This window comes from Stutzerimonas sp. LR2 (assembly GCF_055755175.1).
Map to the genome: position 1 here is coordinate 382,940 of NZ_JBVTRR010000004.1, position 24,661 is coordinate 407,600.

26 protein-coding genes, 1 tRNA gene and 1 riboswitch are annotated in these 24,661 nt (G+C 65.7%); of the genes, 21 read left to right on the plus strand and 6 right to left on the minus strand.

The features are described 5' to 3' along the window. The first annotated feature begins 51 nt into the window (after window positions 1–51). The 11 genes from ACVRRC_RS16175 (at window position 52) to ACVRRC_RS16225 (ending at window position 9,957) form a co-directional block, all read left to right on the plus strand. A complete protein-coding gene (locus tag ACVRRC_RS16175; RefSeq protein WP_043942172.1) occupies window positions 52–1,023 on the plus strand; it encodes an aldo/keto reductase in 972 nt (323 codons plus the stop codon). A gap of 297 nt (window positions 1,024–1,320) precedes the next feature. Continuing rightward, a riboswitch (guanidine-I (ykkC/yxkD leader) is annotated at window positions 1,321–1,423 on the plus strand. Between the two features lie 48 nt (window positions 1,424–1,471). Beyond that, window positions 1,472–2,473 (plus strand): ABC transporter substrate-binding protein, encoded by a 1,002-nt coding sequence (locus ACVRRC_RS16180; protein WP_017245038.1) that lies wholly within the window; start codon window positions 1,472–1,474, stop codon window positions 2,471–2,473. A gap of 45 nt (window positions 2,474–2,518) precedes the next feature. Further along, complete coding sequence (locus ACVRRC_RS16185; protein WP_014596628.1) at window positions 2,519–3,541, plus strand: fatty acid desaturase family protein; 1,023 nt, start codon at window positions 2,519–2,521, stop codon at window positions 3,539–3,541. A 1-nt stretch (window position 3,542) separates the two neighbouring features. Next, a complete protein-coding gene (locus tag ACVRRC_RS16190) occupies window positions 3,543–4,331 on the plus strand; it encodes an SDR family NAD(P)-dependent oxidoreductase (RefSeq protein ID WP_011913144.1) in 789 nt (262 codons plus the stop codon). After that, a complete protein-coding gene (locus tag ACVRRC_RS16195; RefSeq protein ID WP_472997229.1) occupies window positions 4,331–5,086 on the plus strand; it encodes an SDR family NAD(P)-dependent oxidoreductase in 756 nt (251 codons plus the stop codon). The genes ACVRRC_RS16190 and ACVRRC_RS16195 overlap by 1 nt, the downstream gene beginning before the upstream one ends. After that, window positions 5,083–5,967: a DMT family transporter gene (locus tag ACVRRC_RS16200; protein WP_472997230.1), complete on the plus strand. Its 885-nt coding sequence runs from the start codon at window positions 5,083–5,085 to the stop codon at window positions 5,965–5,967. The genes ACVRRC_RS16195 and ACVRRC_RS16200 overlap by 4 nt, the downstream gene beginning before the upstream one ends. After that, a complete protein-coding gene (locus ACVRRC_RS16205) occupies window positions 5,964–6,725 on the plus strand; it encodes a creatininase (RefSeq protein ID WP_472997231.1) in 762 nt (253 codons plus the stop codon). Before ACVRRC_RS16200 ends, ACVRRC_RS16205 begins: the two co-directional genes overlap by 4 nt. Beyond that, a complete protein-coding gene (locus ACVRRC_RS16210) occupies window positions 6,722–7,381 on the plus strand; it encodes a cysteine hydrolase family protein (protein WP_472997232.1) in 660 nt (219 codons plus the stop codon). Before ACVRRC_RS16205 ends, ACVRRC_RS16210 begins: the two co-directional genes overlap by 4 nt. A gap of 49 nt (window positions 7,382–7,430) precedes the next feature. Continuing rightward, window positions 7,431–8,240 carry a hypothetical protein gene (locus ACVRRC_RS16215; protein WP_472997233.1) on the plus strand — a complete coding sequence of 270 codons (810 nt, stop codon included), beginning with the start codon at window positions 7,431–7,433 and terminating at the stop codon, window positions 8,238–8,240. Continuing rightward, on the plus strand, window positions 8,237–9,115 hold the full coding sequence (locus ACVRRC_RS16220) for an ABC transporter permease (RefSeq protein WP_472997234.1): 879 nt from the start codon (window positions 8,237–8,239) through the stop codon (window positions 9,113–9,115). Before ACVRRC_RS16215 ends, ACVRRC_RS16220 begins: the two co-directional genes overlap by 4 nt. A gap of 2 nt (window positions 9,116–9,117) precedes the next feature. Continuing rightward, a complete protein-coding gene (locus tag ACVRRC_RS16225; RefSeq protein ID WP_472997235.1) occupies window positions 9,118–9,957 on the plus strand; it encodes an ABC transporter ATP-binding protein in 840 nt (279 codons plus the stop codon). 3 nt (window positions 9,958–9,960) lie between these two features. On the opposite strand, the gene ACVRRC_RS16230 is transcribed toward ACVRRC_RS16225, so the two are convergent. Next, window positions 9,961–10,983 carry an alpha/beta fold hydrolase gene (locus ACVRRC_RS16230; protein WP_472997236.1) on the minus strand — a complete coding sequence of 341 codons (1,023 nt, stop codon included), beginning with the start codon at window positions 10,981–10,983 and terminating at the stop codon, window positions 9,961–9,963. 141 nt (window positions 10,984–11,124) lie between these two features. Here ACVRRC_RS16230 and glnT point away from each other — a divergent pair, with 141 nt between their 5' ends. The 3 genes from glnT (at window position 11,125) to ACVRRC_RS16245 (ending at window position 14,278) form a co-directional block, all read left to right on the plus strand. Further along, window positions 11,125–12,489, plus strand: a complete 1,365-nt coding sequence (glnT, locus tag ACVRRC_RS16235; protein ID WP_472997237.1) for a type III glutamate--ammonia ligase — start codon at window positions 11,125–11,127, stop codon at window positions 12,487–12,489. A gap of 15 nt (window positions 12,490–12,504) precedes the next feature. Continuing rightward, window positions 12,505–13,572 carry a putative urea ABC transporter substrate-binding protein gene (locus ACVRRC_RS16240; protein ID WP_013982697.1) on the plus strand — a complete coding sequence of 356 codons (1,068 nt, stop codon included), beginning with the start codon at window positions 12,505–12,507 and terminating at the stop codon, window positions 13,570–13,572. A 64-nt stretch (window positions 13,573–13,636) separates the two neighbouring features. Beyond that, the gene (locus tag ACVRRC_RS16245; RefSeq protein ID WP_023082656.1) at window positions 13,637–14,278 is read left to right on the plus strand and encodes a TetR family transcriptional regulator; all 642 of its coding nucleotides are present in this window, start codon (window positions 13,637–13,639) and stop codon (window positions 14,276–14,278) included. Here the strand turns inward: ACVRRC_RS16245 and ACVRRC_RS16250 are convergent. Both ACVRRC_RS16250 and ACVRRC_RS16255 read right to left on the minus strand, forming a co-directional pair. After that, the gene (locus ACVRRC_RS16250; protein WP_011913133.1) at window positions 14,267–14,539 is read right to left on the minus strand and encodes a DUF1652 domain-containing protein; all 273 of its coding nucleotides are present in this window, start codon (window positions 14,537–14,539) and stop codon (window positions 14,267–14,269) included. The two genes, ACVRRC_RS16245 and ACVRRC_RS16250, sit on opposite strands and share 12 nt — an antisense overlap. Window positions 14,540–14,811: 272 nt before the next feature. Continuing rightward, window positions 14,812–14,901: transfer RNA gene (locus ACVRRC_RS16255), tRNA-Ser, on the minus strand. Between the two features lie 128 nt (window positions 14,902–15,029). On the opposite strand from ACVRRC_RS16255, the gene ACVRRC_RS16260 reads away from it, so the two are divergent. Continuing rightward, a complete protein-coding gene (locus tag ACVRRC_RS16260) occupies window positions 15,030–15,698 on the plus strand; it encodes a Bax inhibitor-1/YccA family protein (RefSeq protein WP_011913132.1) in 669 nt (222 codons plus the stop codon). 99 nt (window positions 15,699–15,797) lie between these two features. Here the strand turns inward: ACVRRC_RS16260 and ACVRRC_RS16265 are convergent, their stop codons facing one another. Beyond that, window positions 15,798–17,066, minus strand: coding sequence for an MFS transporter (locus tag ACVRRC_RS16265; RefSeq protein ID WP_019406271.1), 1,269 nt, complete (start codon window positions 17,064–17,066; stop codon window positions 15,798–15,800). 228 nt (window positions 17,067–17,294) lie between these two features. On the opposite strand from ACVRRC_RS16265, the gene tusD reads away from it, so the two are divergent. The 6 genes from tusD to ACVRRC_RS16295 all read left to right on the plus strand — a co-directional run bounded on the left by tusD (window position 17,295) and on the right by ACVRRC_RS16295 (window position 20,746). Continuing rightward, window positions 17,295–17,687, plus strand: coding sequence for a sulfurtransferase complex subunit TusD (gene tusD / locus ACVRRC_RS16270; protein ID WP_026012488.1), 393 nt, complete (start codon window positions 17,295–17,297; stop codon window positions 17,685–17,687). Continuing rightward, a complete protein-coding gene (gene tusC / locus ACVRRC_RS16275) occupies window positions 17,687–18,046 on the plus strand; it encodes a sulfurtransferase complex subunit TusC (RefSeq protein WP_256045173.1) in 360 nt (119 codons plus the stop codon). Before tusD ends, tusC begins: the two co-directional genes overlap by 1 nt. Continuing rightward, a complete protein-coding gene (gene tusB, locus ACVRRC_RS16280; protein ID WP_125865316.1) occupies window positions 18,046–18,348 on the plus strand; it encodes a sulfurtransferase complex subunit TusB in 303 nt (100 codons plus the stop codon). Before tusC ends, tusB begins: the two co-directional genes overlap by 1 nt. Next, the gene (locus tag ACVRRC_RS16285; protein WP_014596613.1) at window positions 18,345–18,677 is read left to right on the plus strand and encodes a TusE/DsrC/DsvC family sulfur relay protein; all 333 of its coding nucleotides are present in this window, start codon (window positions 18,345–18,347) and stop codon (window positions 18,675–18,677) included. The genes tusB and ACVRRC_RS16285 overlap by 4 nt, the downstream gene beginning before the upstream one ends. After that, complete coding sequence (locus tag ACVRRC_RS16290; RefSeq protein WP_472997238.1) at window positions 18,674–19,657, plus strand: glycosyl transferase family protein; 984 nt, start codon at window positions 18,674–18,676, stop codon at window positions 19,655–19,657. Before ACVRRC_RS16285 ends, ACVRRC_RS16290 begins: the two co-directional genes overlap by 4 nt. Window positions 19,658–19,741: 84 nt before the next feature. Beyond that, entirely contained in the window at window positions 19,742–20,746 is a 1,005-nt protein-coding gene (locus ACVRRC_RS16295) for a glutathione S-transferase family protein (RefSeq protein ID WP_014596611.1), read from the plus strand. Between the two features lie 30 nt (window positions 20,747–20,776). On the opposite strand, the gene nahK is transcribed toward ACVRRC_RS16295, so the two are convergent. Both nahK and nosP read right to left on the minus strand, forming a co-directional pair. Beyond that, window positions 20,777–23,416: a hybrid sensor histidine kinase/response regulator NahK/ErcS' gene (nahK, locus tag ACVRRC_RS16300; protein ID WP_011913125.1), complete on the minus strand. Its 2,640-nt coding sequence runs from the start codon at window positions 23,414–23,416 to the stop codon at window positions 20,777–20,779. Continuing rightward, complete coding sequence (gene nosP / locus ACVRRC_RS16305) at window positions 23,346–24,509, minus strand: nitric oxide-sensing protein NosP (RefSeq protein WP_013982686.1); 1,164 nt, start codon at window positions 24,507–24,509, stop codon at window positions 23,346–23,348. Before nosP ends, nahK begins: the two co-directional genes overlap by 71 nt. Between the last annotated feature and the right edge of the window lie 152 nt (window positions 24,510–24,661).

Below are 24,661 nucleotides of genomic sequence, written 5' to 3' on the forward strand. Positions count from 1 at the left end.
CAGAGCCACGCCGACTCCGGTCGGCACCATCTGCATCCGAAGGAGGACTCCATGCGTATCACCCTGCCACGCATCGGTCTCGGCGGCGCACCGCTGGGCAACATGTTCCATCCGCTCAGCGAAGAAACCGCCGACGCCACCCTCAATGCCGCCTGGGACGCCGGCTTTCGCTATTACGACGTGTCGCCGCACTACGGCGCGGGCCTGGCCGAGCAGCGCTTCGGGCGCATGCTGAGTGGCAAGCCGCGTGACGAGTACGTCCTGAGCACCAAGGTCGGGCGCCTGCTGCAGCCGGCAGGCCAGCCGGAAAACGCCAAGCCTTTCGTCGACGAGCTGCCCAACAAGCGTGTGCCGGATTATTCGGCCGACGGCGCACGCCGCTCCATCGAGGACAGCCTGGAGCGCATGGGCGTCGATCGCCTCGATGTGGTGTTCATCCACGACGTTTCCGAAGACCAATGGGGCCCGCAATGGCGCGAGTACTTCCAGCAGGCCATGAACGGCGCGGCGAAGGCGCTGACCCAGCTGCGCGATGAAGGCGTGATTCGCGGCTGGGGCCTGGGGGTCAACCTGGTCGAGCCATGCCGCCTGGCTCTGGAGCAGAGCGACCCGAACGTGTTCCTGCTGGCCGGCCGCTACTCGCTGCTGGAGCACGACGAGGCGCTGGACACCCTGTTCCCGACCTGCCAGGCACGCGACGTTGGCGTCGTCGTTGGAGGGCCGTTCAACTCCGGCGTCCTGGCCGGTGGCGATCACTATGAGTATGACCAGATCCCACCACAGGTCGCCCAGCGCAGGGAGCAGCTCAAGGCCGCTGCCGAGCGCTGCGGCGTCGATCTGCGGGCCGCCGCCCTGCACTTCTGCCTGGCCAACCCGGTGGTCGCCTCGGTCATCCCGGGCACGGCCAATCCCGAGCGTCCCCGGCAGTACATGGAATACTTCAACACCCAGGTGCCCCGCGAGTTCTGGCAGACCCTCAAGCGCGACGGCCTGCTGCGCGAGGATGCGCCGGTGCCAATCTGACCTCTGCCAAGCCGTAACGGGCTGACCGCCCCATGCGCTGCCTGGCCCGTGGCGGCGGTCGGGCCGTAACGGTGTCATCAGCTGCGCCATCCGCACTATCGCGGAGCAAGCCTCCCCATTAATGAGCAGCGCCGTGCCGGGCGCGCCACCCGTGTTGGCTCCGGCGCTGGCTGCAACTCATTGAAACTCCACGAGTTCGCTGCCAGCCACCGCATCTGGCACGCAACCTGCTCTATCACCCTTGCACGGGATGAGTCGCCTCCGGCACTCATGACGCTTGGCACAATCAGGAGCAACTTCAAGGAGAACTAGGGTTCCGGCTCACAGGGAGTGGGCGCTGGTCCGAGAGTTCTCCGGTCCCAGGGACGGGACTACACGGAGGGATAAAAGCCCGGGAGACGCGATGTCATCCCGTGCCTGTCATTCCAATGTGTAGGGAAATCACGCCATGTCCACACTGCGCTCGCTGAACAAGACCCTCCTCGCCGCCGGCCTGGCCGTCGCGACGTTGTTTTCACCGCTGGCCAGCCAGGCCGCCGAGAAGCTGAAGATCGGCACCGTGGTCTGGGCCGGCTATGGCCCCTTCTATGTCGCCGACAAGCTCGACCTGTTCAAGCCCCACGGCCTGGACGTGGACCTGCAGTTCTTCAACGACCCGGCGCTGATTCCCACCGCCATGGTGAGCCGCGCGCTGGACGGTGGCATGCTCACCTACGACCAGGTAGTGGCCTCGGTCGCCAAGGGCTTGAGGCACCGGGTGGTGATGCCCATCGACTTCTCCAACGGCGGTGACGCCATCGTCGCCGACGCGTCGATCCAGTCCATCGCCGACTTCAAGGGCAAGAAGGTCGGCTTCAACCCGCTGTCGCCCTCCGACTTCTTGCTGGCCTACGCGCTGCAGCAGAACGGCATGAGCGACAAGGACATCGACGCCGTCAACATGACTCCGGAAGGCATCCCCGGCGCCATGGCCTCGGGCAACCTGCCGGTCGGCGTGACCTACGAGCCCAACGTCTCGCAGATCCTCTCCATGGGCGGCGGCGACAAATTCAAGGTGGTCTATTCGTCCAAGGACGCACCGGGGCTGATCACCGATGTGCTGGTCTTCGACGAGGCGGTGATCGCCAAGAAGCCTGCCGCCATCAAGGCGATGATCCAGGGCTATCTCGACGGCCTGGCCTACATGCAGGCGCACCCCGAGGAGTCGGCGAAGATCATCGGCGACGTGCTCGGCGTCAGCGCCGAGGAAGCCGTCGAGCAGATGGCCGGCGCCTACAACATCCCCCTTGCGGAGATGGGCAAGAGCTTCACCCCAGGCGACGACACCCATTCCTTCCATGGCAGCGGCGCGATCATCGCCAAGCTGCTCAAGGACAACGGGCAGATCCCGACCATCCCGGATTTCAGCCAGACCTACGACGCCCAGTTCACCGAAGCGCTCGCCCAGTAAGCCGACGCCGGGCGGGCCGCGGCCCGCCTGTGCTGGAGAAAAACCATGACTGCCAAACCTCTGTACCGTTACGCCGATGGCCGCCTGCCCAACACGCTGGCGATCCTCTATACCGCGCTCGCCTACGGCGGCGGCCTGGCTCTGCTGTTCGCCGGTAACGGCTGGCTGAACGCGCTGGGCACGCTGCTGCTGGCCCACGGCATGATCATCGCCGCCTACCTGATCCACGAATTCGCCCACGGCGCCATCTTCAGCGTGCCCAAGCACAACGAATGGGCCGGCAATGTCTGCAGCTGGCTGTGCGGCAGCTGCTACGCCGAGTTCCAGGACCTGCGCAAGAAGCACATGCGCCACCACGTCGACCGCGCCGACGTGATCACCTTCGACAGCAAGGCCTTCCTCAAGGCACGCCCGCTGTGGTTCCAGAAGCTGGTGCTGGCGCTGGAATGGGCCTATGTGCCGGCGGTGGAGCTGATCATGCATTTCTATGTGATCGCCCTTCCCTTCATCACCGACAACGACAAGCACCGCGCCCGGCGCGGCAAGGTCGCCGCGGTGCTGGCCATTCGCACACTGCTCTTTGCCGGGCTCGCGGTGCTCTCGCTGAAGGCCGTGCTGCTCTACGCCGTGGCCTGGATGATCATGCTCAGCGTGCTGCGTTTCGCCGATGCCTATCAGCACACCTACGAGGCCTTCGCCGTGCTGGAGGACGGTGGCAAGCTGCCGGAGGACAAGCGCCGCGACCGCAGCTACGAGCAGCAGAACACCTACAGCAACGTGGTTTCCGAGCGCTGGCCGGCGCTGAACCTGCTGCTGCTCAACTTTTCCTTCCACAACGCCCACCACGAGAAGCCGGTGGCGCCCTGGTATCGCCTGCCCAAGCTGCACGCCGAGCTGTACGGCAGCACCTACAACCAGGTCATCCCGATGCGCAAGCTGCTCGGCAGCTTCCACCGCTACCGCGTACGCCGCGTGCTGGACGATGACTACGGGGTGGTCAGCGAAGGGCCGAACAAGGCCGACAACTTCTACGGCGCCGTGGGCGTCTCGTTCCTGACGGCGGTGTGACATGCACAAGGCACTGGATTACCGAGGCCGTTGCGTGGTCATCACTGGCGCCGCCGGGGGCATCGGCCGGGGCCTGGCGCAGAGTTTCGCCGCTGCCGGCGCCACCCTGGAGCTGCTGGACCGTGACGCCGACGCCCTGGCCCGGCTCGCCGACGAACTCGCTGGCGAGACGCCGCTGCACTGCACCGCACTGGACCTGAGTGATCGGCAGGCGGTGCAGCAGTACGCCGATGACCTCGCCTGCCGCGGCCTCAACGCCGATGTGCTGATCAACAACGCCGGTGTCGAGTACGCCACGCCGCTGGGCGAGTGCAGCTTCGAGGCCGATCAGCGCTGGTCGGCCCTGCTGGAGAACAACGTCGGTTCCATGCAGCGCCTGACCCGCGCATTGCTGCCACGCCTGCGCGCTGGCGCCAGCGTGATCAACCAGGCCTCCATCTGGGGTCTGAAAGGCGTGCCGGGCTTTTCCGCCTATGTCGCCAGCAAGCACGCGGTGGTCGGCCTGACCCGTTCGCTGGCCTGGGAGCTGGGCCCGCGGCGCATCCGGGTGAACGCGGTGTGCCCCGGCTGGATCGGCACCGATGCGGCCATGCGCTCGCTGCAGGTGATGGCGGACGCCAACGGCCGCAGCGACAGCGCCGAGCTCGCGGCGATACTCGCCAACCAGGCCATTCCGGAGCTGCTGACACCGGCCGATCTGGGCGGCACCTTCCTGTTCCTCGGCTCACCGCTGGCCGCCGCCCTGACCGGGCAGGCGCTGTCGGTCAGCCACGGCGAGGTGATGCACTGATGGCTGCCATCCTTACCGGGCAGACCGCTCTGGTCACCGGCGCAGCGACCGGCATCGGCCGCGCCACCGCACTCGCGCTGGCCGCCGAAGGCGCGCGGGTCTGGATCAACCATCGCAATCAACACGACCTGGCGGAACGAGCGGTCGAGCAGATCATCGCCAGCGGCGGCCGCGCCTGGGCCATCGAGTCCGATGTCAGCGATCCGGCCGCGGTCGCGGCAATGTTCGAGACCATCGAGGCGCAGGGACCGCTGGATCTGCTGGTCAACAACGCCGGGGTGATCCTGGAAAAGCCCTTTCTCGAAACCAGCGAGGCGGACTGGGCAAGGGTGCTGGGCGTCGACCTCGCCGGCGTCTACCGCTGCTGCCGCCATGCACTGGCACAGATGCAGCCGCGGCGCAGCGGCGCCATCGTCAATGTCGCTTCGGACCTCGGGTTTCTCGGTCGCGAACAGTACGTCGCCTACTGCACGGCCAAGGCCGGGGTGATCGGCCTGACCCGCTCACTGGCCCGCGAGTTCGCTGTAGACGGCATCCGCATCAATGGCGTCGCACCCGGCCCCATCGCCACGGCGATGGTCAGCCCGGAGCACATGAGCGACGAGTGGATGGCCAAGGAGCTGGCGATCCCCATGGCGCGCCTGGGCACGCCGGAGGAAGTCGCGGCGGCCATCGTCTTCCTGCTTTCGCCGCAGGCGAGCTATTTCACCGGACAGCTGCTCGGGCCCAACGGCGGCTCCTGGATGGGCGCATGAACAGCCTGATGCCACAGGGCATGCTGATCGGCGGCGCCATCATGTGGGGGCTGGGCTGGCTGCCGCTGCAGTTCTTCGCAGCCCGCGGCCTGGCCGGCATGCCGCTGGTGCTGCTGACCTATTCGCTGCTCAGCCTGTTGGCGTTGCCGGTGCTCTGGCAGCAGCGCCGCCAGTGGGCGAGCCAGTATCGCCAGGTGCTCACCATGGGCCTGTGCGGTGGCTGGGCCACCGCCGCCCTGGTTACCGCCCTGGCCGAGGGCAACGTGGTGCGGGTGATGCTGCTGTTCTACCTGGCGCCAGTGTGGGCGATGGTCGGCGGCTGGCTGCTGCTGGACGAACGCCTCAACGGCACGCGGCTGTTCGCCCTCGGGCTGGCGATGCTCGGCATCGGCCTGACCCTCGGCGTCACGAGCGAAGCGCTGCACGCGCCCGGCGCGAACGACTGGCTGGCGCTTTCCGCCGGCCTCGCCTTCAGCCTCAACAACCTCGCCACTCGCGCCGCCGACCGGGTGCCACTGGCGAGCAAGGCGCTGGTCAGTTTCGTCGGCAGCGCGCTGCTCGGTGGGCTGTTCTGCCTGCTGCTGCGCCAGCCACTTCCGCCCCTGGATCTGACCCTGAGCTGGCAGATCGCCCTGCTCGCCCTCGGCTGGCTGGTCAGCATGGCCGCCGTGCAGTACGGCCTGACTCATCTGGAAGCCGGCCGCGCCGCGGTGCTGGTGGTGTTCGAGTTGATCGCCGCGGTGCTGTCGTCCGCCTGGTTCGGCAGCCACGCCATCGGCCCGAACGAATGGCTCGGCGCCGCCCTGATCACCACCGCCGCGCTGATCGCCGGCTGGCCGGAACGTCCCCTTTCAATCGCGACAAGGAGCACCTGCGCATGATCGTGCACATGGATCAACTGAGCTGGGTCGATTACGAACGCCGCGTGCGCGAAGGCGCCGTGGTCTTTCTGCCCTGCGGCGCCACCGAGCAACATGGCCCGCACCTGCCGCTGGGCACCGACGCGCTACTGGCCAGTGCCATCAGCGCCGACGTGGCGGCACGAGTCGGCGGGCTGGTAGCACCGGCGCTGTCATACGGCTACAAGTCGCAACCGAAATGCGGCGGCGGCCAGCACTTCTGCGGTACCACCAGCCTGGATGGCACGACCTTGAGCGCCCTGGTGCGCGACGCCGTGCGTGAGTTCCATCGCCACGGTGTGCGCCGCCTGGTGCTGGTGCTCGGCCATTACGAGAACCAGTGGTTCGTCGCCGAGGGCATCCAGCTGGCGCTGCGCGATCTAGGGCCGGACGCCGGGCTGGAGGTGATGCGCCTGGAGCACTGGGATTTCTGCCACGAGCAGACCCTGACCGACATCTTCCCGGAAGGCTTTCCCGGTTTCGCGCTGGAGCATGCCGCGGTGATCGAGACCTCGCTGATGCTGCATTTCCATCCGCAACTGGTCGCGCTGGAGAAGATTCCCGACGACGCCCCGGCCGACTTTCCGCCCTACGACATGTACCCCACCCGTACCGAATGGGTGCCGCCCTCCGGGGTGCTGTCCTCGGCCAGAGGCTCCAGCGCGGCGAAAGGCCAGCGGCTGGCCCACGACATCGTCGAAGGCATCGCCGCCGCGGTGTGCAAGGAGTTTGCCCTGTGAGCCTGACGACGAACCCGCTGTTCCTCGAGCATACGGCGCTGCTGGTGATCGACATGCAGCGCGACTTCTGCGCGCTGGGCGGATACGCCGACCAGGCCGGCATGGACGTCAGCCGCCTGCGCGCGCCGATCCCGGCAATCCAGGCGCTGCTGCATCGCGCGCGCGGCGTGGGCATGCTGGTGGTGCACACCCGTGAAGGCCATCGACCGGATCTTTCCGACCTGCCCGAGCCCAAGCGCCGCCGCGCCCAGGCCACTGGCGCTGCCATCGGCAGCCCCGGCCCCCTCGGCCGCCTGCTGGTGCGCGGCGAATTCGGTCATGACCTGATCGACGAGCTGCAACCGCGCGCCGGCGAGCCGGTGATCGACAAGCCGGGCTACAGCGCCTTCGCCCATACCGATCTCGAACTGATCCTGCGCCGTCGCGGTATCGAGCGGCTGATCCTGACCGGCGTGACCACCGAGGTCTGCGTGGCCTCGACGCTGCGCCAGGCCATCGACCTTGGCTTCGACTGCCTGACCGTCCGCGACGCCTGCGCCTCGGCCGACCCGCAACTGCATGCGGCTGCGCTGGCGATGATCGGGGTGGAAGGCGGCCTGTTCGGCAGCGTGATCGACAGCCATCGGCTGCTGAGCCAGCTGGAGGGATCGCCATGACCCCCCAGCCTGATCGCGCCCGAAGCACGTCATTTGCGGAGCATTACCCATGAAAACCGTTCCCGATGCCTATCTCGGCGTCTGGCGCCGCCGCCTGCTGACCACCACGGCCGGCCTGCGCGACGAAACCAGCGAAGTCTACTGGCTGCAGACCGCCAGCCTGCACGCCGACCTGCGTCTGCCGGGGGGTCAACCCGTGGCACCGGCAGCTTCGCTTGAAACCTGCAGCCATGCCCAGCAGTTGGCGCTGAGTGAACAGGCCGGCTTTGCCGGCATCACCGAGGTCAACGGCGATATCTGCCAGTGGCATCGCCTGATCGACTTCCAGCCGCCGGGCGGGCCTGCGGATATCGGCCTGATGCGCTTCGAGACCTCGGGACGGCTGCTGGAAGACGGGTTGGACGGCAGCTATCACGAAATCTGGCAGCGCCTGCCTGAATCGCAGGGGCGAAACTGGGGGATCTGGCTGCGCGCGGCGGAGCAGCCAGCCCGCCAGGCCTGCCTGCTGGTAGCGGGCGACTACTTCCTGTTCGCCGCCGAGCGGCCAATTCTGCTGCCGGCCAGCTCGGGGCATCTGCGTGACCAGCTGGCCGCCGTCGGCCCCGCGTTGCGGCCGCAGCTGCTGGCCTGCGAGCTGTCCTTCGGCCGCCACCGCAACGGCGCCACACCCTGGCAGATCACCCATTCGACGCTGCCCGGCCGCGTCGGCGACGCTCTGCTGTCGAGCTATTGGAACTTCGCCGACCCCGCGAGTCTGCCCGCCGCGGACCTCGCCGCGCTCGGCCGTTATCCGGCGGCCGGCGGCTGGCAACGCGTCGAACTGGATGTGCCTACCGCTACAGAGGAGGTTCCCGCATGACCGCACAGATCAGCATCCCCTCCGCTGCCCCCGCTGCTCAACAACGACACACCACAGCACCCGTCGCGCGGGCCGAACCGGTGGTCCGCAGAGGCAGTTTCTGGCGCATTCGCGGCGAACTCTCGCGGCGCAGCGCCTGGCTGCTCACCGGCGCCGGGCTGAGCCTGCCCTTCGTCGTCTGGTGGCTGTGGACCGCCCTTGGTCTGGCCGACCCGATGTTCATGCCCAGCCCCGGCGCAGTGCTCGAGCGCATCGGCCGCTGGTGGACCAGCGAGGGGCTGCTGGGAGACATCGGCATCAGCGTCTGGCGGGTCATGGCCGGCTTCGGCGCCTCGGCACTGATCGCCCTGCCGCTGGGGCTGTACATCGGCACGTACCGGCCGGTGCAGGCCTTTCTCGAACCGCTCACCGACTTCATCCGCTATATGCCGGCCGTGGCCTTCATTCCGCTGGTGATGCTCTGGGTCGGCATCGACGAAGGCTCCAAGGTGCTGATCATCTTCATCGGCACCTTTTTCCAGATGGTACTGATGGTCGCAGAAGACGTGCGCCGCGTACCCATGGCGCAGATCGAGGCGGCGCAGACCATGGGCGCCAACCGCAGCGAGATCGTCAAGCTGGTGATCCTGCCGTCGGCCAAGCCGGCGCTGCTCGACACCCTGCGCATCACCTGTGGCTGGGCCTGGACCTACCTGGTGGTGGCCGAACTGGTCGCGGCCAACTCCGGCCTCGGCTACGCCATCCTCAAGGCGCAGCGCTACATGCACACCGACAAGATCTTCGCCGGCATCCTGCTGATCGGTCTCATCGGCCTGATCACCGATCAGGCCTTCCGCTGGTTGCACCGCCGCGCCTTTCCCTGGATGAGGAGATGACCATGTCCGATGCCAAGATTCGTGTACGCCAGGTCGGCAAGACCTTCGTCAGCGAGCGCCGTGAGGTGCAGGCGCTGCAGTCGATCGACCTGGACATCCAGCCCAACGAGTTCGTCACCTTCGTCGGCGCCTCGGGCTGCGGCAAGTCCACCCTGCTGCGCATCATCGCCGGCCTGGAGACGCTGAGTCGCGGCGAGATCCTGCTCGACGGCAGGCCCATCGACGGCCCCGGCGTCGACCGCGCCATGGTCTTCCAGCACTACAGCCTCTACCCCTGGCTGACGGTGATGCAGAACATCAAGTTCTGCCGCCAGCTCAAGGTGATCGGCGATACCGTGCGCCACGATGGAGACGTGGAGTCCGCCGCCGGCCGCGCCGATGCCCTGCTCAACCTGATGGGTCTGACGCGCTTCGCCGATGCCTACCCCAGCCAGCTCTCCGGCGGCATGCAGCAACGCGTTGCCATTGCCCGCGCCCTGCTGCCCAAACCCGCGACACTGCTGATGGACGAGCCGTTCGGCGCGCTGGATGCGCAAACCCGCGAAGTCATGCACGACCTGATCCGTCACGTGCACCGGCTGGAGAAGAGCACCATCCTGTTCGTCACCCACGATGTCGAAGAAGCCATCTATCTGGGCAGCCGCATCGTGCTGATGGCGCCACGCCCCGGGCGCATCGATTCCATCTACGAGGCGCCGCTGCCGGCCCAGCGCCACCAGGACATGAAGCTCGCGCCGGAATTCACCGAGCTCAAGCGCGAGATCCTCGCCCGGATCCGCGAAACCTCCGGCATGCAGACCGACCTCGAGCAACTGGCCAAACTCAGCGCCGTGGCCGGCTGAAGGCTAGCGGCCAAGCAGTTCGGCCATTGCCGCGAACACCTGGCGCATGGCCGCCGCGCTGCGGCCCGGCCCACCGGCACAATGGCCCCAGTCCGATTCGAGCACCCGTAGCTCGGCACCCGGAATCAGCGCGGCCTCGTGGCGGGCATCCTCGACGGTGAAATACAGATCGCTGCTGCCGGGCATCAGGATGGACCGCGCACGGATGCGACCCAGCGCTTCGGCCAGCGAGCCCGCAGCGAAACTGCGGGCCGGGTCGGCCGATTGCCAAGTATGCAGCACGCAGAGCAGGTCGTTGGCGTCCTGCTCCAGATGATCCTGTTCCCAGTAGTCGAGCAGCGCCTCAAGGCTCTCGAAACCCAGCTCGCGCCACAGCTCATGACGATAGAACGCCTGCGAATAGGCCCAGCCGGCATAGGCACGGCCGAAAGCCCGCAAAGCACGTTCCGGCGGCACGCTGTAGCGCCCTCCCAGCCAGGCGGCGTCGGCGCACAGCGCCGCCTTCACCCCTTCGAGAAACACCCGATTGTGCGGCCAACAGCGTGCCGTACAGCAGAACGGCAGGATGGCACGCATCCGTTCCGGATAGGCCATTGCCCAGAACAGCGTCTGCATGCCGCCCATGGACCAGCCGCTGACCAGGGCGAGCTGCCAGTCGTCGCCATACAACCGATCGAGCAACGCCTTCTGCGCCCTCACGTTGTCCAGCAGGCCGACCCGCGGGAAGTCCGCTGCGCCCTGACCGGGCGCAGCGTTGCTCGGCGAAGTCGACCAGCCTGCGCCGAACAGGTTGGTCAGCACCACGCAGTAATCGCCACCTGCCAGCGGGCCATCCGCACCAAGCAGGGGCAGGCTGCCCCAATGTGTGCCGCCGTAGTAGCTCGGAATCAGCACCAGGTTGTCCCGGGCGCGGTTCGGCGTGCCCACTACCTGATAGCAGAGCCGCGCATTGCGCAGGCGTTCGCCGTTTTCGAGGCGCATTTCGCCCAGCGCGAAAAATTTCTTTTCCCTTTTTATTTCAATCATCTGCGTGACTCCTGCAGTGGCGCATAGGGCGCCAGGCGGCACCAGCGTCGGCCCGTTTCTATACACGCTGGCATGTATATTGGATGAAGGAATCGTGCCAGCGGCCCGGCCGCCATTCATGACTCCAAGGAGCGCAAGCCGATGACCAGCTTTCCCCTCTCCTCCGTCGAGGAGTTGAAACAGCAGTTGCAGGACAAGGGTGTGAAGTACGCGATGGCCAGCTACGTCGACATCCACGGCGTGATCAAGGGCAAGTTCGTCCCCATCGCCCATCTCGGCCAGATGCTCCGCGGCTCCGAGCTCTACACCGGTGCGGCGCTGGACGGCGTCCCGCAGGAGATCAGCGACAACGAGGTGGCCGCGATGCCAGACCCGGCGACCGCCACCCAGTGCAGCTGGAACCGCGATCTTGCCTGGTTCGCCAGTGACCTCTACCTGGACGGCAAGCCCTTCGACGCCTGCTCGCGCGGCATTCTCAAGCGCCAGACCGAAGCCGCTGCGGCGATGGGCTACACCTTCAACCTCGGCATCGAGACCGAGTTCTTCCTGTTCAAGGACACCCCGGATGGCGGCTTCGCGCCCATTTCCGAGCGCGACGACATGGCCAAGCCCTGCTACGACCCGCGCCTGCTGATGGACAACCTGCCCATCGTCGACGAACTGGTGCAGGCGATGAACGAGATGGGCTGGGGCGTCTACTCCTTCGACCACGAGGACGCCAACGGCCAGTTCGAAACCGATTTCAAGTACGCCGACGCCCTCGGCATGGCCGACCGCTTCGTGTTCTTCCGCATGATGGCCAACGAGATCGCCCGCAAGCACGGCGCCTTCGCCACCTTCATGCCCAAGCCCTCGGCCAACCGCACCGGCAGCGGCGCGCACTACAACATGTCGCTAGCCGACATCGAGACCGGCAAGAATCTGTTCGAAGTCGATGGCGAAGACCCCTACGGCTGCGGCGTGACCCCGCTGGCCTATCACTTCATCGCTGGGGTACTGAAACATGCCAAGGCCATCTGCGCGGTCATCGCGCCTACGGTCAACAGCTACAAGCGGCTGATCCGCAAGGGCGCCATGTCCGGCTCGACCTGGGCGCCGGTGTTCTGCTGCTACGGCAACAACAACCGCACCAACATGCTGCGCATTCCATCCCAGGGCGCGCGGGTCGAATGCCGCGCCGCCGACATCGGCTGCAACCCCTACCTCGGTGCCGCGATGATCCTCGCCGCCGGCCTGGAGGGCATCCGCGACAAGCTCGATCCCGGCCAGCCGCACCGCGAGAACATGTATCACTACAGCGAACGGGAGGTCGCGCAGATGGGTATCGAGACCCTGCCGCGCACCCTCAGCGAAGCCATCGACGCCTTCGAGGCCGACCCGCTGTCGCGCCAGGTGTTCGGCGATGCCATGTACCAGGCCTTTGTCGAGTTCAAGCGCGACGAATGGAATGCCTACCACACCCATGTTTCCGACTGGGAAATCCAGCGCTATCTGAAGTTCTTCTGAACCGGGAGTACCGCCATGCACGGCACCATGATGAAAAAGCTGCTTTGCGCCGGGGCCATTGCCCTCGCCGCCCTCGCCCCGCTGGCCCAGGCGGAGGAGAAAAAGACCTTCAACCTGGCCTGGACCATTTACGTCGGCTGGATGCCCTGGAAGTACGCCGACGAGTCGGGAATCATGAAGAAGTGGGCCGACAAGTACGGGATCGAGGTGAACATCAGCCAGATCAACGACTACGTCGAGTCCATCAACCAGTACAGCGCCGGCCAGTTCGACGGCGTGGTCGCCACCAGCATGGATGCGCTGTCGATTCCGGCGGCCGGTGGCGTCGACACCACCGCGCTGATCGTCGGCAGCTACTCCAACGGCAACGACGGCCTGGTGATGAAGGGCACCAGCGATCTCAAACAAATCAAGGGCCAGCAGGTGCACCTGGTGGAACTGTCGGTGTCGCATTACATCCTGGCCAAGGCGCTGGACAGCGTAGGCCTGTCGGAGAAGGACGTGCAGGTGGTCAATACCTCGGACGCCGACATCGTCGCTGCCTTCAGCACGGCCGATGTACGCAACGTGGCGACCTGGAGTCCGCTGCTGCAGGAAGTCGCCGCCACACCGGATGCACATCAGGTCTTCGACTCGGCCAGCGTGCCGGGCCATGTCAAGGACCTGCTGATCGTCAACAGCGAGACGCTGGCCGACAACCCCGCGTTCGGCAAGGCGGTCACCGGCGCCTGGTACGAGGTGATGGCAATCATGGCCAGCGACACGCCACAAGGCGCCGAGCTACGCGCCCAGCTGGGCGCAGCTTCCGGTACCGACCAGGCCGGCTACGAGGCGCAACTCAAGGGCACCCACATGTTCTATCAGCCAGCCGAAGCGGTCGCCTTCATCTCCGGCGAACCGGCCCACGAAGCGATGGACAGCGTGCGCAAGTTCTCCTTCGACCACGGCCTGCTGGGCGACGGTGCCGATTCGGCGGACTTCGTCGGTATCGCCATGCCGGCCGGCGCGCTCGGTGATCAGGGCAATCTCAAGCTGCGCTTCGACACCACCTACATGCAGATGGCCGCCGACGGCGCCCTGTGAGGGCTTGCCACGCAGCGGGCCTTGCCGGCACGCTGCGTGGCCGCCGCGCATTTCGAGGAGCCTCATGCGCCGTACCAAAGAAGACGCCGAACAGACCCGCCTCAAGATCATCGCCGCGGCGCTCGAGCTGTTCAGCCGCAACGGCTATTCGAACACCACCCTGGCGATGATCGCCGAGGCCGCCGGCTTCAGCCGTGGCCCGATCTACTGGCACTTCAAGAGCAAGGACGAGCTGTACGAAGCGGTGCTGGCCTACTCCCAGGAGCCGCTGGAGCAGCTGATCGAGCAGAGTCGCCAGCTGGCCGGTAGCCCGCAGGCTGCGCTGGAGCACTTCGTCGGCGAATGGTTTCGCCTGCTGCTGGACGAGCGCTGGTATCGGCAGTCCTTCGAGATCCTGCTGAACAAGACCGAACTCACCGCGCAGATGGCGAGCACCCTGAAACGCGAACGCAAGCTCACCCGTGCCATGGTGCAGTTGCTGGAAGAGCTGATTGCCAAGGCGCACGCGGATGAAGGATCGGCGCGATCACTGGCCTTGCTGCTCTATTCGAGCCTGATGGGCATCACCCATACCTGGCTGCTGTCGCCCAAGCTCTTTTCGCTGAGGGAACAGGCACCGTTTCTCACCAGACGTCTGTTGAGCTCGCTGGCGCCGGGCTTGGAGATGGCAGGCGGGACAAGCGGAACGGGTCGATCAGCCGAGTAGCCGCGGACGCTTGAGCTTGTTCAGCAGAGCGGGCCGAAGCGCGGCGGCATCGGCATCGATGGAGGCGATCAAGCCAGCGATTTCAGCGCGCGACAGCGAGATGCGGCACGGCAGGCCGGTCAGCAGCAGGGATTCGCCAGTGGCCTCATCGAGCAACATCACGCGCACCGTGGTTGGCGAGTCCATCCGTGCGTTGAACACCAGCGGTTCGTAGTGTTGCTGGACCAGAGCGAAGGCCTCCGGCTGTCTGAATCGTTTCATGGCGACAACTCCTTTTGTCGGGGCGCGGATTCTAGCAGCAGCGGCCGCCTCGCAGGCGGCCCGATTGCCAACAGCGCCACAAGCCGGATGGAGATATCACGGGTACGCGGTGGGACAGGCACCAAACGGAACGCCAGGCCTGACCCAGGGGGCCAGCAAAAGTCAGGTGCTGAAAGGCTAGAGGATGGGAACAACATGGGAACGCCGACTGCCGGAATGCGCATCCCAGAAACGCTGAAGGCCCCGGAGTACGGGGCCTTCAGAATTGCAGATGGCGGAAGCGCAGAGATTCGAACTCTGGGAAGGGTCTCCCCTTCGGCGGTTTTCAAGACCGCTGCCTTCAACCACTCGGCCACACTTCCGGATAAAGCGGGCGCAATAGTACCGGATAGAAATACACTGTCAAACACTGATGCTAGGCAGCTGGACTGCCTCTGTTATGATCCGGGACAAATCGTCCCAGGCTTGATTTCATCCAAGGAGTGTCGCCATGCACGAACACGAATACGCGCTTAGCCACACGCAGGTCGAACAGCGTGAGGTCAGCAAGGTCCTGCGCAACACCTACGGGCTGCTGGCCATGACGCTCGCGTTCAGCGGCCTGGTGGCATACCTGTCCATGCAGGCTAACGCCGCCTACCCGAATATCTTCGTGGTGCTGATCGGCTTCTACGGCCTGTTCTTCCTTACCGCCAAACTGCGCAACTCGGTATGGGGCCTGGTGTCCACCTTCGCCCTGACCGGCTTCATGGGCTATACGCTCGGCCCGATCCTCAACATGTACCTGGGGTTGGCCAACGGTGGTGAGCTGATCAGCTCGGCGCTGTCGATGACCGCACTGGTGTTCTTCGGGCTGTCGGCCTACGTGCTGATCACCCGCAAGGACATGAGCTTTCTCAGCGGCTTCATCACTGCCGGTTTCTTCGTGCTGATCGGTGCGATGCTGGCGGGCTTCTTCTTCCAGATCACCGGGCTGCAGCTGGCGATCAGCGCAGGTTTCGTGCTGTTCTCCTCGGCCTGCATCCTGTTCCAGACCAGCGCGATCATCCATGGTGGCGAGCGCAACTACATCATGGCCACCATCGGCCTGTTCGTTTCGCTGTACAACCTGTTCATCAGCCTCCTGCAGCTGCTGGGCATCTTCGGCGGCGACGACTGATTCAGCGCTGAACCTGCCCGCCTCGGCGAGCAATCCGACACCCTGCGAAGGCAACGCTTTCGCAGGGTGTTTTCGTTTGGGCGGTCAATCCGTCGCGTTTCAGCCGGCGCGCGAGGCCTGAGCCTCGGGCGAGGCATCCTCGAAGCGGTCTACCTGTCGCAGGCTTCTGAAGCCGAGCATCCAGCCGCCGGTCACCGCCAGCGTGCAGAAGCTGCCCAGCAGTGCCGCCGGTACCGCACCGAGCCAGGCGGCACTGGTGCCGGCGCGGAACTCACCGAGCTCGTTGGACGAACCGATGAACAGCATGTTCACGGCATTGACGCGTCCACGCATGGCGTCAGGCGTGGAGAACTGGATCAGCGACGAGCGGATGTACATGCTCACCATGTCCGCACCTCCGGCGACGAACAACGCGGCGAACGACAGCCAGAACAGGCTGGACAGCGCGAAGACCATGTTGGCGAGACCGAACACCGCCACGGCAATGAACATGGTCATGCCGACATGGCGGTTGAACGGCCGCGTGCTCAGGTAGAAGCCCACCATCACCTCGCCCAACGCCATGGCGCTGCGCAGTGCACCAAGGCCGGTCGGGCCGACTTCCAGCACCTCCTGGGCGTAGATCGGCAACAGCGCGACCACGCCGCCGAGCAGCACGGCAAACAGGTCCAGCGAGATGGTGCCGAGGATGATCGGCCGCGAGCGAATGAAGCGGATGCCTGCGGTGAAGCGCTGCCATGCGGTAGCCTCCAGCGCCCGCATGGCCTCGCCGTAGCGCACCGGTACCCGTTGCAACAGCACGATTGCCGCGAGGAAGAACAGCAGGCAAGCCGCATAGGTCAGCCCACCGCCACCCATTGCGTACAGGCCTCCGCCGAACACCGGGCCGGCGATAGTGGAGCCGCGGACGATCATGCTGTTGGCGGCGATGGCTGCAGCCAGGCGCTCGCGCGGCACGATCTGCGGCAACAGGCTGGACAACGCCGGTCCGGTGAAAGCACGGGCGCAGCCGTAGAACACCAACACGATATAGAAGCTGAGCACCGCCCCGCCGCTCAGCGAGAGCCACAGCAGAGCCGCCGCGCAGATTGCCTCGAGCGCCCAGCTCAGGGCGAGGATGCGCTTGCGATCGTAGCGATCGATCAGGTCGCCGGCAGGCATCAGCAGCAGGAACATCGGGACGAACTGCGCCAGGCCGACATAGGCCAGCGACAGCGGATCGCGAGTCATGTCGTACACCTGCCAGGCCACCACGACGGCGAGGATCTGCACGGCGAACATGGCCAGCACGCGACTGATCAGAAATGGCACAAAGCCAGGCTGACGGTAGACGGAATCAGGCAAAGCGGAAGCGTCGGCAACAGACATGGGATATCCAGACAGCCAGGCCCGGTACCGGGCAGAAAGCCGGCCAATCTACCGGAGGGGCGAAGACCCGAGCAATGCTGGCCCGCCCGACCGCCCCTCCCCGCCCGCTCGCAGACTCGGGCATTCTCGCGGCACCGTCGCCGACGGACGAGCACCGGAATGGCCGACGACGGATTCTTCATACGCCCGGCTGGCGTATCATGTCGGCTGTTTCGCAATGGTGCCCCGATGAAATTCGTAATCGCCCTGTTCGCCCCGCCCCACTCACCGGCCGCGCGTCGCGCGCTGCGCTTCGCCGAAGCCACGCTGGCTGGCGGCCATGAGATCAGTCGCCTGTTCCTCTACCAGGACGGCGTACACAGCGCCTCGGCGAACATCGTCGCGGCCCAGGACGAACTGGATGTCGCGGCGCAATGGAGCCGCTTCGTCACCGCCAACCAACTGGATGGCGTGGTCTGCATCGCGGCCGGCTTGCGTCGCGGTGTGCTGGATGCCGGCGAGGCGCAGCGCTATCGGCGACCCGCGGCAAACCTCGCCGCCGGCTGGGAGCTGTCCGGGCTGGGCCAACTGCACGAGGCGGCACAGCAAGCCGATCGCCTCGTCTGCTTCGGAGGTCACTGATGGCGCGCTCCCTGCTCATCATCAGCCGCCAGGCGCCCTGGTCCGGCCCATCCGCCCGCGAAGCGCTGGACATCGTGCTGGCTGGCGGCGCCTTCGAGCTGCCGCTGGGGCTGCTGTTCCTCGACGACGGCGTATTCCAGCTCGCCCCCGCGCAGCTGGCGGCATCCGTCGAACAGAAGGATCTGACCGCGAATCTGCAGGCACTGCCGCTGTTCGGTATCGATGCCCTGTTCGCTGCGCGACGCAGCCTCAGCGAGCGCCAGCTCGCCGAATCGACGCTGGCGCTGCCGGTCGAGGTCCTCGACGAAGCTGGCCTGCGCGCCCTGATCAACCGCTACGACCACGTGATCACCCTCTGATGGCTACTCTGCACCTGCTTTCTCATTCGCCGTTCAGCGACAGCCGCTTCGCCAGTTGCCTGCCGCTGCTGGGCGACACCGACGCCCTGCTGTTGACCGGTGACGCCACCTACGCGTTACAGCCCGGCAGCCAACCGTGCCTGGCGCTGCACCAGCTTCCCGAGCAGGTCGCGCTGTTCGCCCTGGAAGAGGACGTTCAGGCACGCTCGATCACCGTCCTGCCGCCGCGCGTCCAGCTGCTGGACTATCCCGGCTTCGTCGAGCTGACCTGTCGCTATCCGCGGGTCAACAGCTGGTTATGAGCCTGATCGTCGAAGGGCGCGAGATCGCGCTGGACCAGGACGGTTTTCTCGTCGATCTAGCGGACTGGAGCGAAGCCGTGGCCGAGGCCCTGGCGGCGCGGGAGGAACTGGCCCTCGAAGCCGAGCACTGGGAGATCATTCATCTGCTGCGCGCCTTCTATGCCGAGTTCCAGCTCTCCCCGGCCACGCGACCGCTGATCAAGTACGCTGCGCTCAAACTCGGCGCGGAAAAAGGCAACAGCCTGCACCTCAACCGTCTGTTCAAGGGCACCCCAGCCAAACTGGCCGCCAAGCTGGCGGGGCTGCCAAAACCGAGCAATTGCCTATGATCCTCGAGACTCCTGCCGAACACCCCTTCGCCGTGTATGTGCGCATCCTCGGCAAGGGCAAACGTGGCGCCCGCGACCTGACGCGTGAAGAAGCCCGCGAAGCCATGGGCATGCTGCTCGACGGCAAGGTCGAGGAGGCCCAGCTCGGCGCCTTCCTCATGCTGTTGCGGCACAAGGAAGAAAGCGCCGCAGAGCTGGCCGGATTCACCGAAGCGGTACGCGAGCGGGTGCAAGCGCCGAAGACGGCTGTCGACCTGGACTGGCCAAGCTACGCAGGCAAGAAACGCCACCTGCCCTGGTACCTGCTCGCAGCCAAGTGCCTGGCAGCCAACGGCGTGCGCATCGTCATGCACGGCGGCGGCGCCCACACCGCCGGGCGCATCTATACCGAACAGCAGCTGCAATTGCTCGGTATCCGCCGCTGCGACGACTGGGCCGAGGTCGGTGCTGCGCTGGATGAGAACCGCCTTGCCTTCATTCCACTGGGTGCCTGGATGCCGGTGCTGCAACGCATGATCGACATGCGCAACCTGCTCGGCCTGCGCTCGCCAATCCACTCGCTGGCGCGCCTGCTCAACCCGCTGGGTGCGCGTTGCGGGCTGCAGAGCATCTTCCATCCCGGCTATCAGGACACCCATCGCCAGGCCAGCACCCTGCTCGGCGACCACGCCATCGTCATCAAGGGCGAAGGCGGCGAGGTCGAGATGAATCCGGACAATATTTCCCACCTCTACGGCACCACTGGCGGGCTGCCCTGGGATGAAGAATGGCCGGCATTGTCCGAGCGCCGCCATGTGAAACCGGCCCAGCTAGACCCTCGGCATCTGCTGGCGGTCTGGGAAGGTCAGGAAGAAGATGCCTATGGCGAACTCGCCGTGATCGCCACCATGGCCCTGGCCCTGCGCGGCCTTGGCGCCCCGCGGGACGCGGCTTTCGAGCAGGCGCATGACTACTGGCAGAGCCGGCACTCATCGATTTAAGCGATAGGATTAAGCGGCCGTTCGGTCACATCGATCGAACGATGCTTCCTAGACTGCCCTCCTATTCCGTAACAGGAGGGCATCATGGGATTACTGATCGATGGCCAGTGGCATGACCGCTGGTATGCAAACCGCGACGGAAGATTCGAGCGCGAACAATCCAAGCGCCATGACTGGATCACGCCGGACGGTTCACCGGGCCCCAAGGGCAAGACCGGCTATCCGGCCGAAGCCGGTCGTTATCACCTATACGTGTCACTTGCCTGCCCCTGGGCTCACCGCACGCTGATCTACCGCAAGCTCAAGGAGCTGGAATCGCTCATCGACGTTTCGGTGGTCAGCTGGCTGATGGCCGAGAACGGCTGGACCTTCGACAAGGCCACCGGCTCCAGCGGCGACGCGCTGGACGATCTTGAATTTCTGCACCAGCGCTACACCCGCGACGACTCGGACTATTCCGGCCGCGTCACAGTGCCGGTGCTGTGGGACCGCGAGCGCCAGTGCATCGTCAACAACGAGTCCGCCGAGATCATCCGCATCCTCAATACCGCCTTCGATGGCATCACCGGCTCGCGGCTGGATTTCTATCCGGAGCCGCTACGCGGCGAGATCGATGCGCTCAACGCACGGATCTATCCGGCGATCAACAACGGGGTCTACCGCGCCGGGTTCGCCACCACCCAGGACGCCTACGAGGAAGCCTTCGACGAGCTGTTTCGCGAACTCGACTGGGTGGAGCGGCGACTGGGCAAGCAGCGCTACCTGACCGGCGAGTACCTGACCGAGGCCGATTGGCGCCTGTTCACCACTGCCATTCGCTTCGATGCGGTATATCACGGGCATTTCAAGTGTAACCTGCGCCGCATCGAGGACTATCCGAACCTCTCGAACTGGCTGCGCGAGCTGTACCAGTGGCCGGGAATCGCCGAGACCGTGGACTTCACCCACATCAAGCACCACTACTACGCCAGCCATCGGCAGATCAACGGCACTGGAATCGTCCCCAAGGGCCCCGCGCTGGGCCTGGAGCGCACGCATGACCGCGAGCGGCTGCCGGGGCGTGGAATCTGGACACGGCCGCAACGCTGACCACTCCAGCGGCGAATGCAGCGCAGGCCTCTAGCCCGCGCTGCCGTGCTCGAGCATATGGCACATGGCAGTCTTCAGTTTCATCGGCCGCACCGGCTTGTGCATCAGCATATGGCCAAGCTCGCGGACCTGCTGCTTAAGCTCGTTGCTGTAGTTGGCGGTGATCATCAGGGCCGGGAGCGGGCTGGCGCGCCGCGCATTGACGGTGGCCACCACATCAATGCCGGTGTGGCCGTTGTCCAGGTGGTAGTCGGCGATCATCAGATCGGCCTCGGCGTGGAAGTTGTCCACCTGCCGCGCCAGGTCTTCTTCGGACAGTGCCGTGATCACCTTGCAGCCCCAGCCTTCGAGCAACGTACGCATGCCGGCGCAGATCGCCGTGTCGTTGTCCAGCACCCACACCCGAGCGCCCTGTAGTCGCTGCAGCACCAGTTCGGTGGTGCTCGGCTCCGGCCGCGCCTTGGGCGCGCGTTTGGCCAGCGGCACGTCGATGGCGAAGCAGGAACCGCGGCCCGGATGCGAGCTGACCCGGATGCGATGGCCGAGCATGCGGGCGATCTTGTCGACGATGGCCAGACCCAGACCGAGGCCGCGATCCTGATTCGGTCGCACGCCCTCGCCGCGCTTGAACTCCTGAAAGATTTCCTCAAGCTTGTCCGCGGGGATGCCCACGCCGGTATCCCAGACCTCGATGGACAGGCTCTGCCGACGCCGGCGGCAGCCTAGAAGCACGCGTCCCTTGGGCGTGTAGCGAATGGCGTTGGTCAGCAGGTTGCGCAGGATGCGCGCCAGCAGCTGGATATCGCTGCGCACGAGCGCCGAGCAAGGAATGAAGTCCAGCTGCAACTGTTCGGCACCGGCAATCTGGCGAAACTCCATGGCGAGATTTTCAAGCAGCTCGCTGACGGCGAACGGCGCAATATCCGGTTTGATCACGCCGGCATCCAGCTTGGAAATATCGACCAGTGTGCCGAGCAGGTTCTCCACGTCCTCCAGTGAATTGCTGATATTGCGGATCAGCCCGCCGCTGGACGCGCCGGGCTGCTCCAGCAGAGCGCTGGTGAACAGCCGCGCGGCATTGAGCGGCTGCAGCAGGTCGTGGCTGACCGCCGCGAGGAACTTGGTCTTCGACAGGTTGGCCAATTCAGCTTCGCGCTTGGCTTCGCGCAGCCGCGCCTCGGCATGGCTGCGTTCGTCGATCTCGCGCAATAGCTGGTCGTTGAGGCTGGTGAGTTCGGCGGTGCGCTCGCGAACCCGCTGTTCGAGGTTCTGGTAGGCCTGATGCAGCGCCTCGGCGGTGCGCCGGCGGTCGGTGATGTCCTGGATCAGCACGAAGATACCGGCCACTTCGCCGTTGGCCTGCCGGTTCGGCACATAGGATCGCAGCATGTAGCGCTGCTGGCCGGCATGGTTGCGCTCGGCCATCTCGAAGCTGACGCTCTCGCCGGACAGCGCGCGATCGATGTAGGGCTCCAGTTGCCGCCAGTGCTCGCCGCTGTGCACCTCGCGCAGGGACTGGCCGAGCATGCCGTCGCTGGGCCAGCGGTACCACTCCTCGTAGACCTTGTTGGTGAACTCGTAGGTGAGATCGGCCGACACGTAGGCGATCAGCGCCGGCACATGGTCGGTGATCAGGCGGATCCAGCGCTCGCTCTCGCGCAGCGCCTCGGCATGACGGTAGCGCTCGGTGATATCGGTAAAGGTATTGACGAAACCGCCGGTGGGCAGTGGGTGCGTACGAATCTCCAGCACCCGACCGTCGAACAGACGCTGTTCCAGTTCGCGAATCGGCCGGCCGCGGGCGTCACGGCTGTTGGGCGTGAGCAGGGTCAGCTCGCTGTCGGCCATGACTTCCTCGAACGGTCGATGCGCCTCGATAGGCGCCAGCCCGCAGAGCTCGAGGAAGCGTCGGTTCCACAGCTCCAGCGCGCCTTCGGCGCTGACCATCGCCACGCCCTGGGACAGGTTGTCCACCGCCCGCTGCAGCAGCCGCGACTTCTGCGCCAGCGCTTGCTCGCGGCGCATGGTCTCGCTGACCTTCACCTCGGTGATGTCGGTGTAGAGAATCACCAGCCCGCCTTCGCGGGTTGGCCGCTCGCTGACCTGCACCCAGCGACCGTTGTTCAGCCGGTACACCGTGGGTTCGTCGCCCTTGCCACGGTGCTCCTCCACGATGAGGCCGGTGCTTTCGGCCATGCGCCGCACCTCGGCCAGGCGCGTGCCGGCGTTGATGCGCGCGCGGGTGCGTGTCCAAAGCGATTTGAAGCGGCGGTTGAACAGCACGATGCGCTGATCGCGGTCGAACAGCACGAAGGCGTCGGAGATGCTCTCGATGGCGTCCACCAGATGCTGGTGAGCGGTTTCCGCGCGCAAGCGGGCATCGCTGAGCAGCTGGTTGCTGCCCTTGAGTTCAGCCATCGCCTGATTCAGGGCATCGGTGCGCTCGCGCACCTGCTCGGCCAGTTCCACCGAGTGCTGGAAGGCCGCGTAGGAGGCATCGCGGCCGGCACCGCTGGATTCCACACGCTCGATCAGTGCCGCATTGATGCGCTTGAGCTTGTGGTTCTCCCGTTCGAGTTCGGCCTGCCGCGCCAGCAGCTCAGCGACTCGCCCGTCCTCCCGGTCGGCCAATGGCGACACCGGTGAAGGTCTGGTTGATGTGCATGCCATTGAACTGCTCTCCGTAGGTGTTGAAGCCGATCACCTGCTGGCGTCGGAGAAAGGCCGATGTCTGCTCGCTGCTGCCATCGGCCTCGATTTCCAGCCGGCGCAGGAAGCAGTCGCAGCCGATGGTCAGCAGCGGCGGGCCGAGGCGCTGCTCCAGTCGCTGGAACAGCGCCTCCAGGTTGGGCATCAAGGGACCGGGCTGCATGGCGGTGAGGACGATGCCGTTCTCCACCGCGCAATAGAAGGTCAGGCTCAGGTCGTCGTTGACCTTCTGGATCGAGCGCACGTAGTAGTGTTCGTTGATACGCACCGCCAGCGGGTGGGCGGCGAACAGTCGATGGTCGAGGTCACTGACAGGCACACCGATCAGCCGCGCATACTCCTCGGCGGCCGGCTCGGCGTTCAGTTCGTAGACCCGGCGGCTGGTGCTGTCGGCGCGGGTTACCACCAGCTTCTCCTCGCGCGGCAGGATGTGATGAGTGGTGAACACCTCGAAATCCAGCCAGGTGTTGATCAGCACCACGATTGCCGCGCCGCTGTAGAAGCGGCCGTCGTAATAGACGTAGGTGTCGCTCAGATGATTGTCGTCACCGGCCGACCCGCCGAAGTGCGGGATGCTGCCGAAGGCGGCGCTGAGGGCCGACAGCACCAGTTCCTCGCGGCTGGATAAGCCGTCGAGCAGCGTCAGCGCGAAGCTGTGATCCTTGATCGGCGCCAGCGAGTTGCTGCGACAGTCGCTGCCCAGGCGCTCGACCAGCTGCTGCGCTTCGATCAGGCTGAAGCGGTCCATCTCGTCGATCAGCTCGCAGGCGATGGAAAAACTGCGGTGGTCGAAGCCGACCGCCGTCACGCAGCTGCGCCCGTAACCCTGGGACGTGATCTCGCCAGCCGAGGTGCAGCCCACCAGACGCACGCCGCCGAAGTACTGGCGCAGCGCATCACCCAGCGCGGGCAGATCGTATTCGGCCGAGCAGAAGAACAGCACGAAGCCCAGATGCGGATGCATCAGCTGTCGGGCCAGATCCTGGGCCACCGTTTCGGCTAGCCGTGCATCGGACATCGCCGTGCGGATCACTTCGCCTTGATGTTCGGTCACGCACGCACCCCGCACAGCCTGAATCGGATGACCCCATTCTTGGGCAGGGCATATGGCACGAAAATGCTACTTGAGTACCGGAAAAGGCCTGCCTAGGTAGCATCGCGACGAAACAACGCAGGCGGTGTCTAGCGTGCGGAACCGACGCCGCC

Bases quoted from the DNA above. Each gene is read 5' to 3' on its own strand.
- ACVRRC_RS16175 (WP_043942172.1), top strand. From the start codon at position 52: ATGCGTATCACCCTGCCACGCATCGGTCTCGGCGGCGCACCGCTGGGC.
- ACVRRC_RS16180 (WP_017245038.1), top strand. From the start codon at position 1,472: ATGTCCACACTGCGCTCGCTGAACAAGACCCTCCTCGCCGCCGGCCTG.
- ACVRRC_RS16185 (WP_014596628.1), top strand. From the start codon at position 2,519: ATGACTGCCAAACCTCTGTACCGTTACGCCGATGGCCGCCTGCCCAAC.
- ACVRRC_RS16190 (WP_011913144.1), top strand. From the start codon at position 3,543: ATGCACAAGGCACTGGATTACCGAGGCCGTTGCGTGGTCATCACTGGC.
- ACVRRC_RS16195 (WP_472997229.1), top strand. From the start codon at position 4,331: ATGGCTGCCATCCTTACCGGGCAGACCGCTCTGGTCACCGGCGCAGCG.
- ACVRRC_RS16200 (WP_472997230.1), top strand. From the start codon at position 5,083: ATGAACAGCCTGATGCCACAGGGCATGCTGATCGGCGGCGCCATCATG.
- ACVRRC_RS16205 (WP_472997231.1), top strand. From the start codon at position 5,964: ATGATCGTGCACATGGATCAACTGAGCTGGGTCGATTACGAACGCCGC.
- ACVRRC_RS16215 (WP_472997233.1), top strand. From the start codon at position 7,431: ATGAAAACCGTTCCCGATGCCTATCTCGGCGTCTGGCGCCGCCGCCTG.
- ACVRRC_RS16220 (WP_472997234.1), top strand. From the start codon at position 8,237: ATGACCGCACAGATCAGCATCCCCTCCGCTGCCCCCGCTGCTCAACAA.
- ACVRRC_RS16225 (WP_472997235.1), top strand. From the start codon at position 9,118: ATGTCCGATGCCAAGATTCGTGTACGCCAGGTCGGCAAGACCTTCGTC.
- ACVRRC_RS16230 (WP_472997236.1), bottom strand. From the start codon at position 10,983: ATGATTGAAATAAAAAGGGAAAAGAAATTTTTCGCGCTGGGCGAAATG.
- glnT (WP_472997237.1), top strand. From the start codon at position 11,125: ATGACCAGCTTTCCCCTCTCCTCCGTCGAGGAGTTGAAACAGCAGTTG.
- ACVRRC_RS16240 (WP_013982697.1), top strand. From the start codon at position 12,505: ATGCACGGCACCATGATGAAAAAGCTGCTTTGCGCCGGGGCCATTGCC.
- ACVRRC_RS16245 (WP_023082656.1), top strand. From the start codon at position 13,637: ATGCGCCGTACCAAAGAAGACGCCGAACAGACCCGCCTCAAGATCATC.
- ACVRRC_RS16250 (WP_011913133.1), bottom strand. From the start codon at position 14,539: ATGAAACGATTCAGACAGCCGGAGGCCTTCGCTCTGGTCCAGCAACAC.
- ACVRRC_RS16260 (WP_011913132.1), top strand. From the start codon at position 15,030: ATGCACGAACACGAATACGCGCTTAGCCACACGCAGGTCGAACAGCGT.
- ACVRRC_RS16265 (WP_019406271.1), bottom strand. From the start codon at position 17,066: ATGTCTGTTGCCGACGCTTCCGCTTTGCCTGATTCCGTCTACCGTCAG.
- tusD (WP_026012488.1), top strand. From the start codon at position 17,295: ATGAAATTCGTAATCGCCCTGTTCGCCCCGCCCCACTCACCGGCCGCG.
- tusC (WP_256045173.1), top strand. From the start codon at position 17,687: ATGGCGCGCTCCCTGCTCATCATCAGCCGCCAGGCGCCCTGGTCCGGC.
- tusB (WP_125865316.1), top strand. From the start codon at position 18,046: ATGGCTACTCTGCACCTGCTTTCTCATTCGCCGTTCAGCGACAGCCGC.
- ACVRRC_RS16285 (WP_014596613.1), top strand. From the start codon at position 18,345: ATGAGCCTGATCGTCGAAGGGCGCGAGATCGCGCTGGACCAGGACGGT.
- ACVRRC_RS16290 (WP_472997238.1), top strand. From the start codon at position 18,674: ATGATCCTCGAGACTCCTGCCGAACACCCCTTCGCCGTGTATGTGCGC.
- ACVRRC_RS16295 (WP_014596611.1), top strand. From the start codon at position 19,742: ATGGGATTACTGATCGATGGCCAGTGGCATGACCGCTGGTATGCAAAC.
- nahK (WP_011913125.1), bottom strand. From the start codon at position 23,416: ATGGCATGCACATCAACCAGACCTTCACCGGTGTCGCCATTGGCCGAC.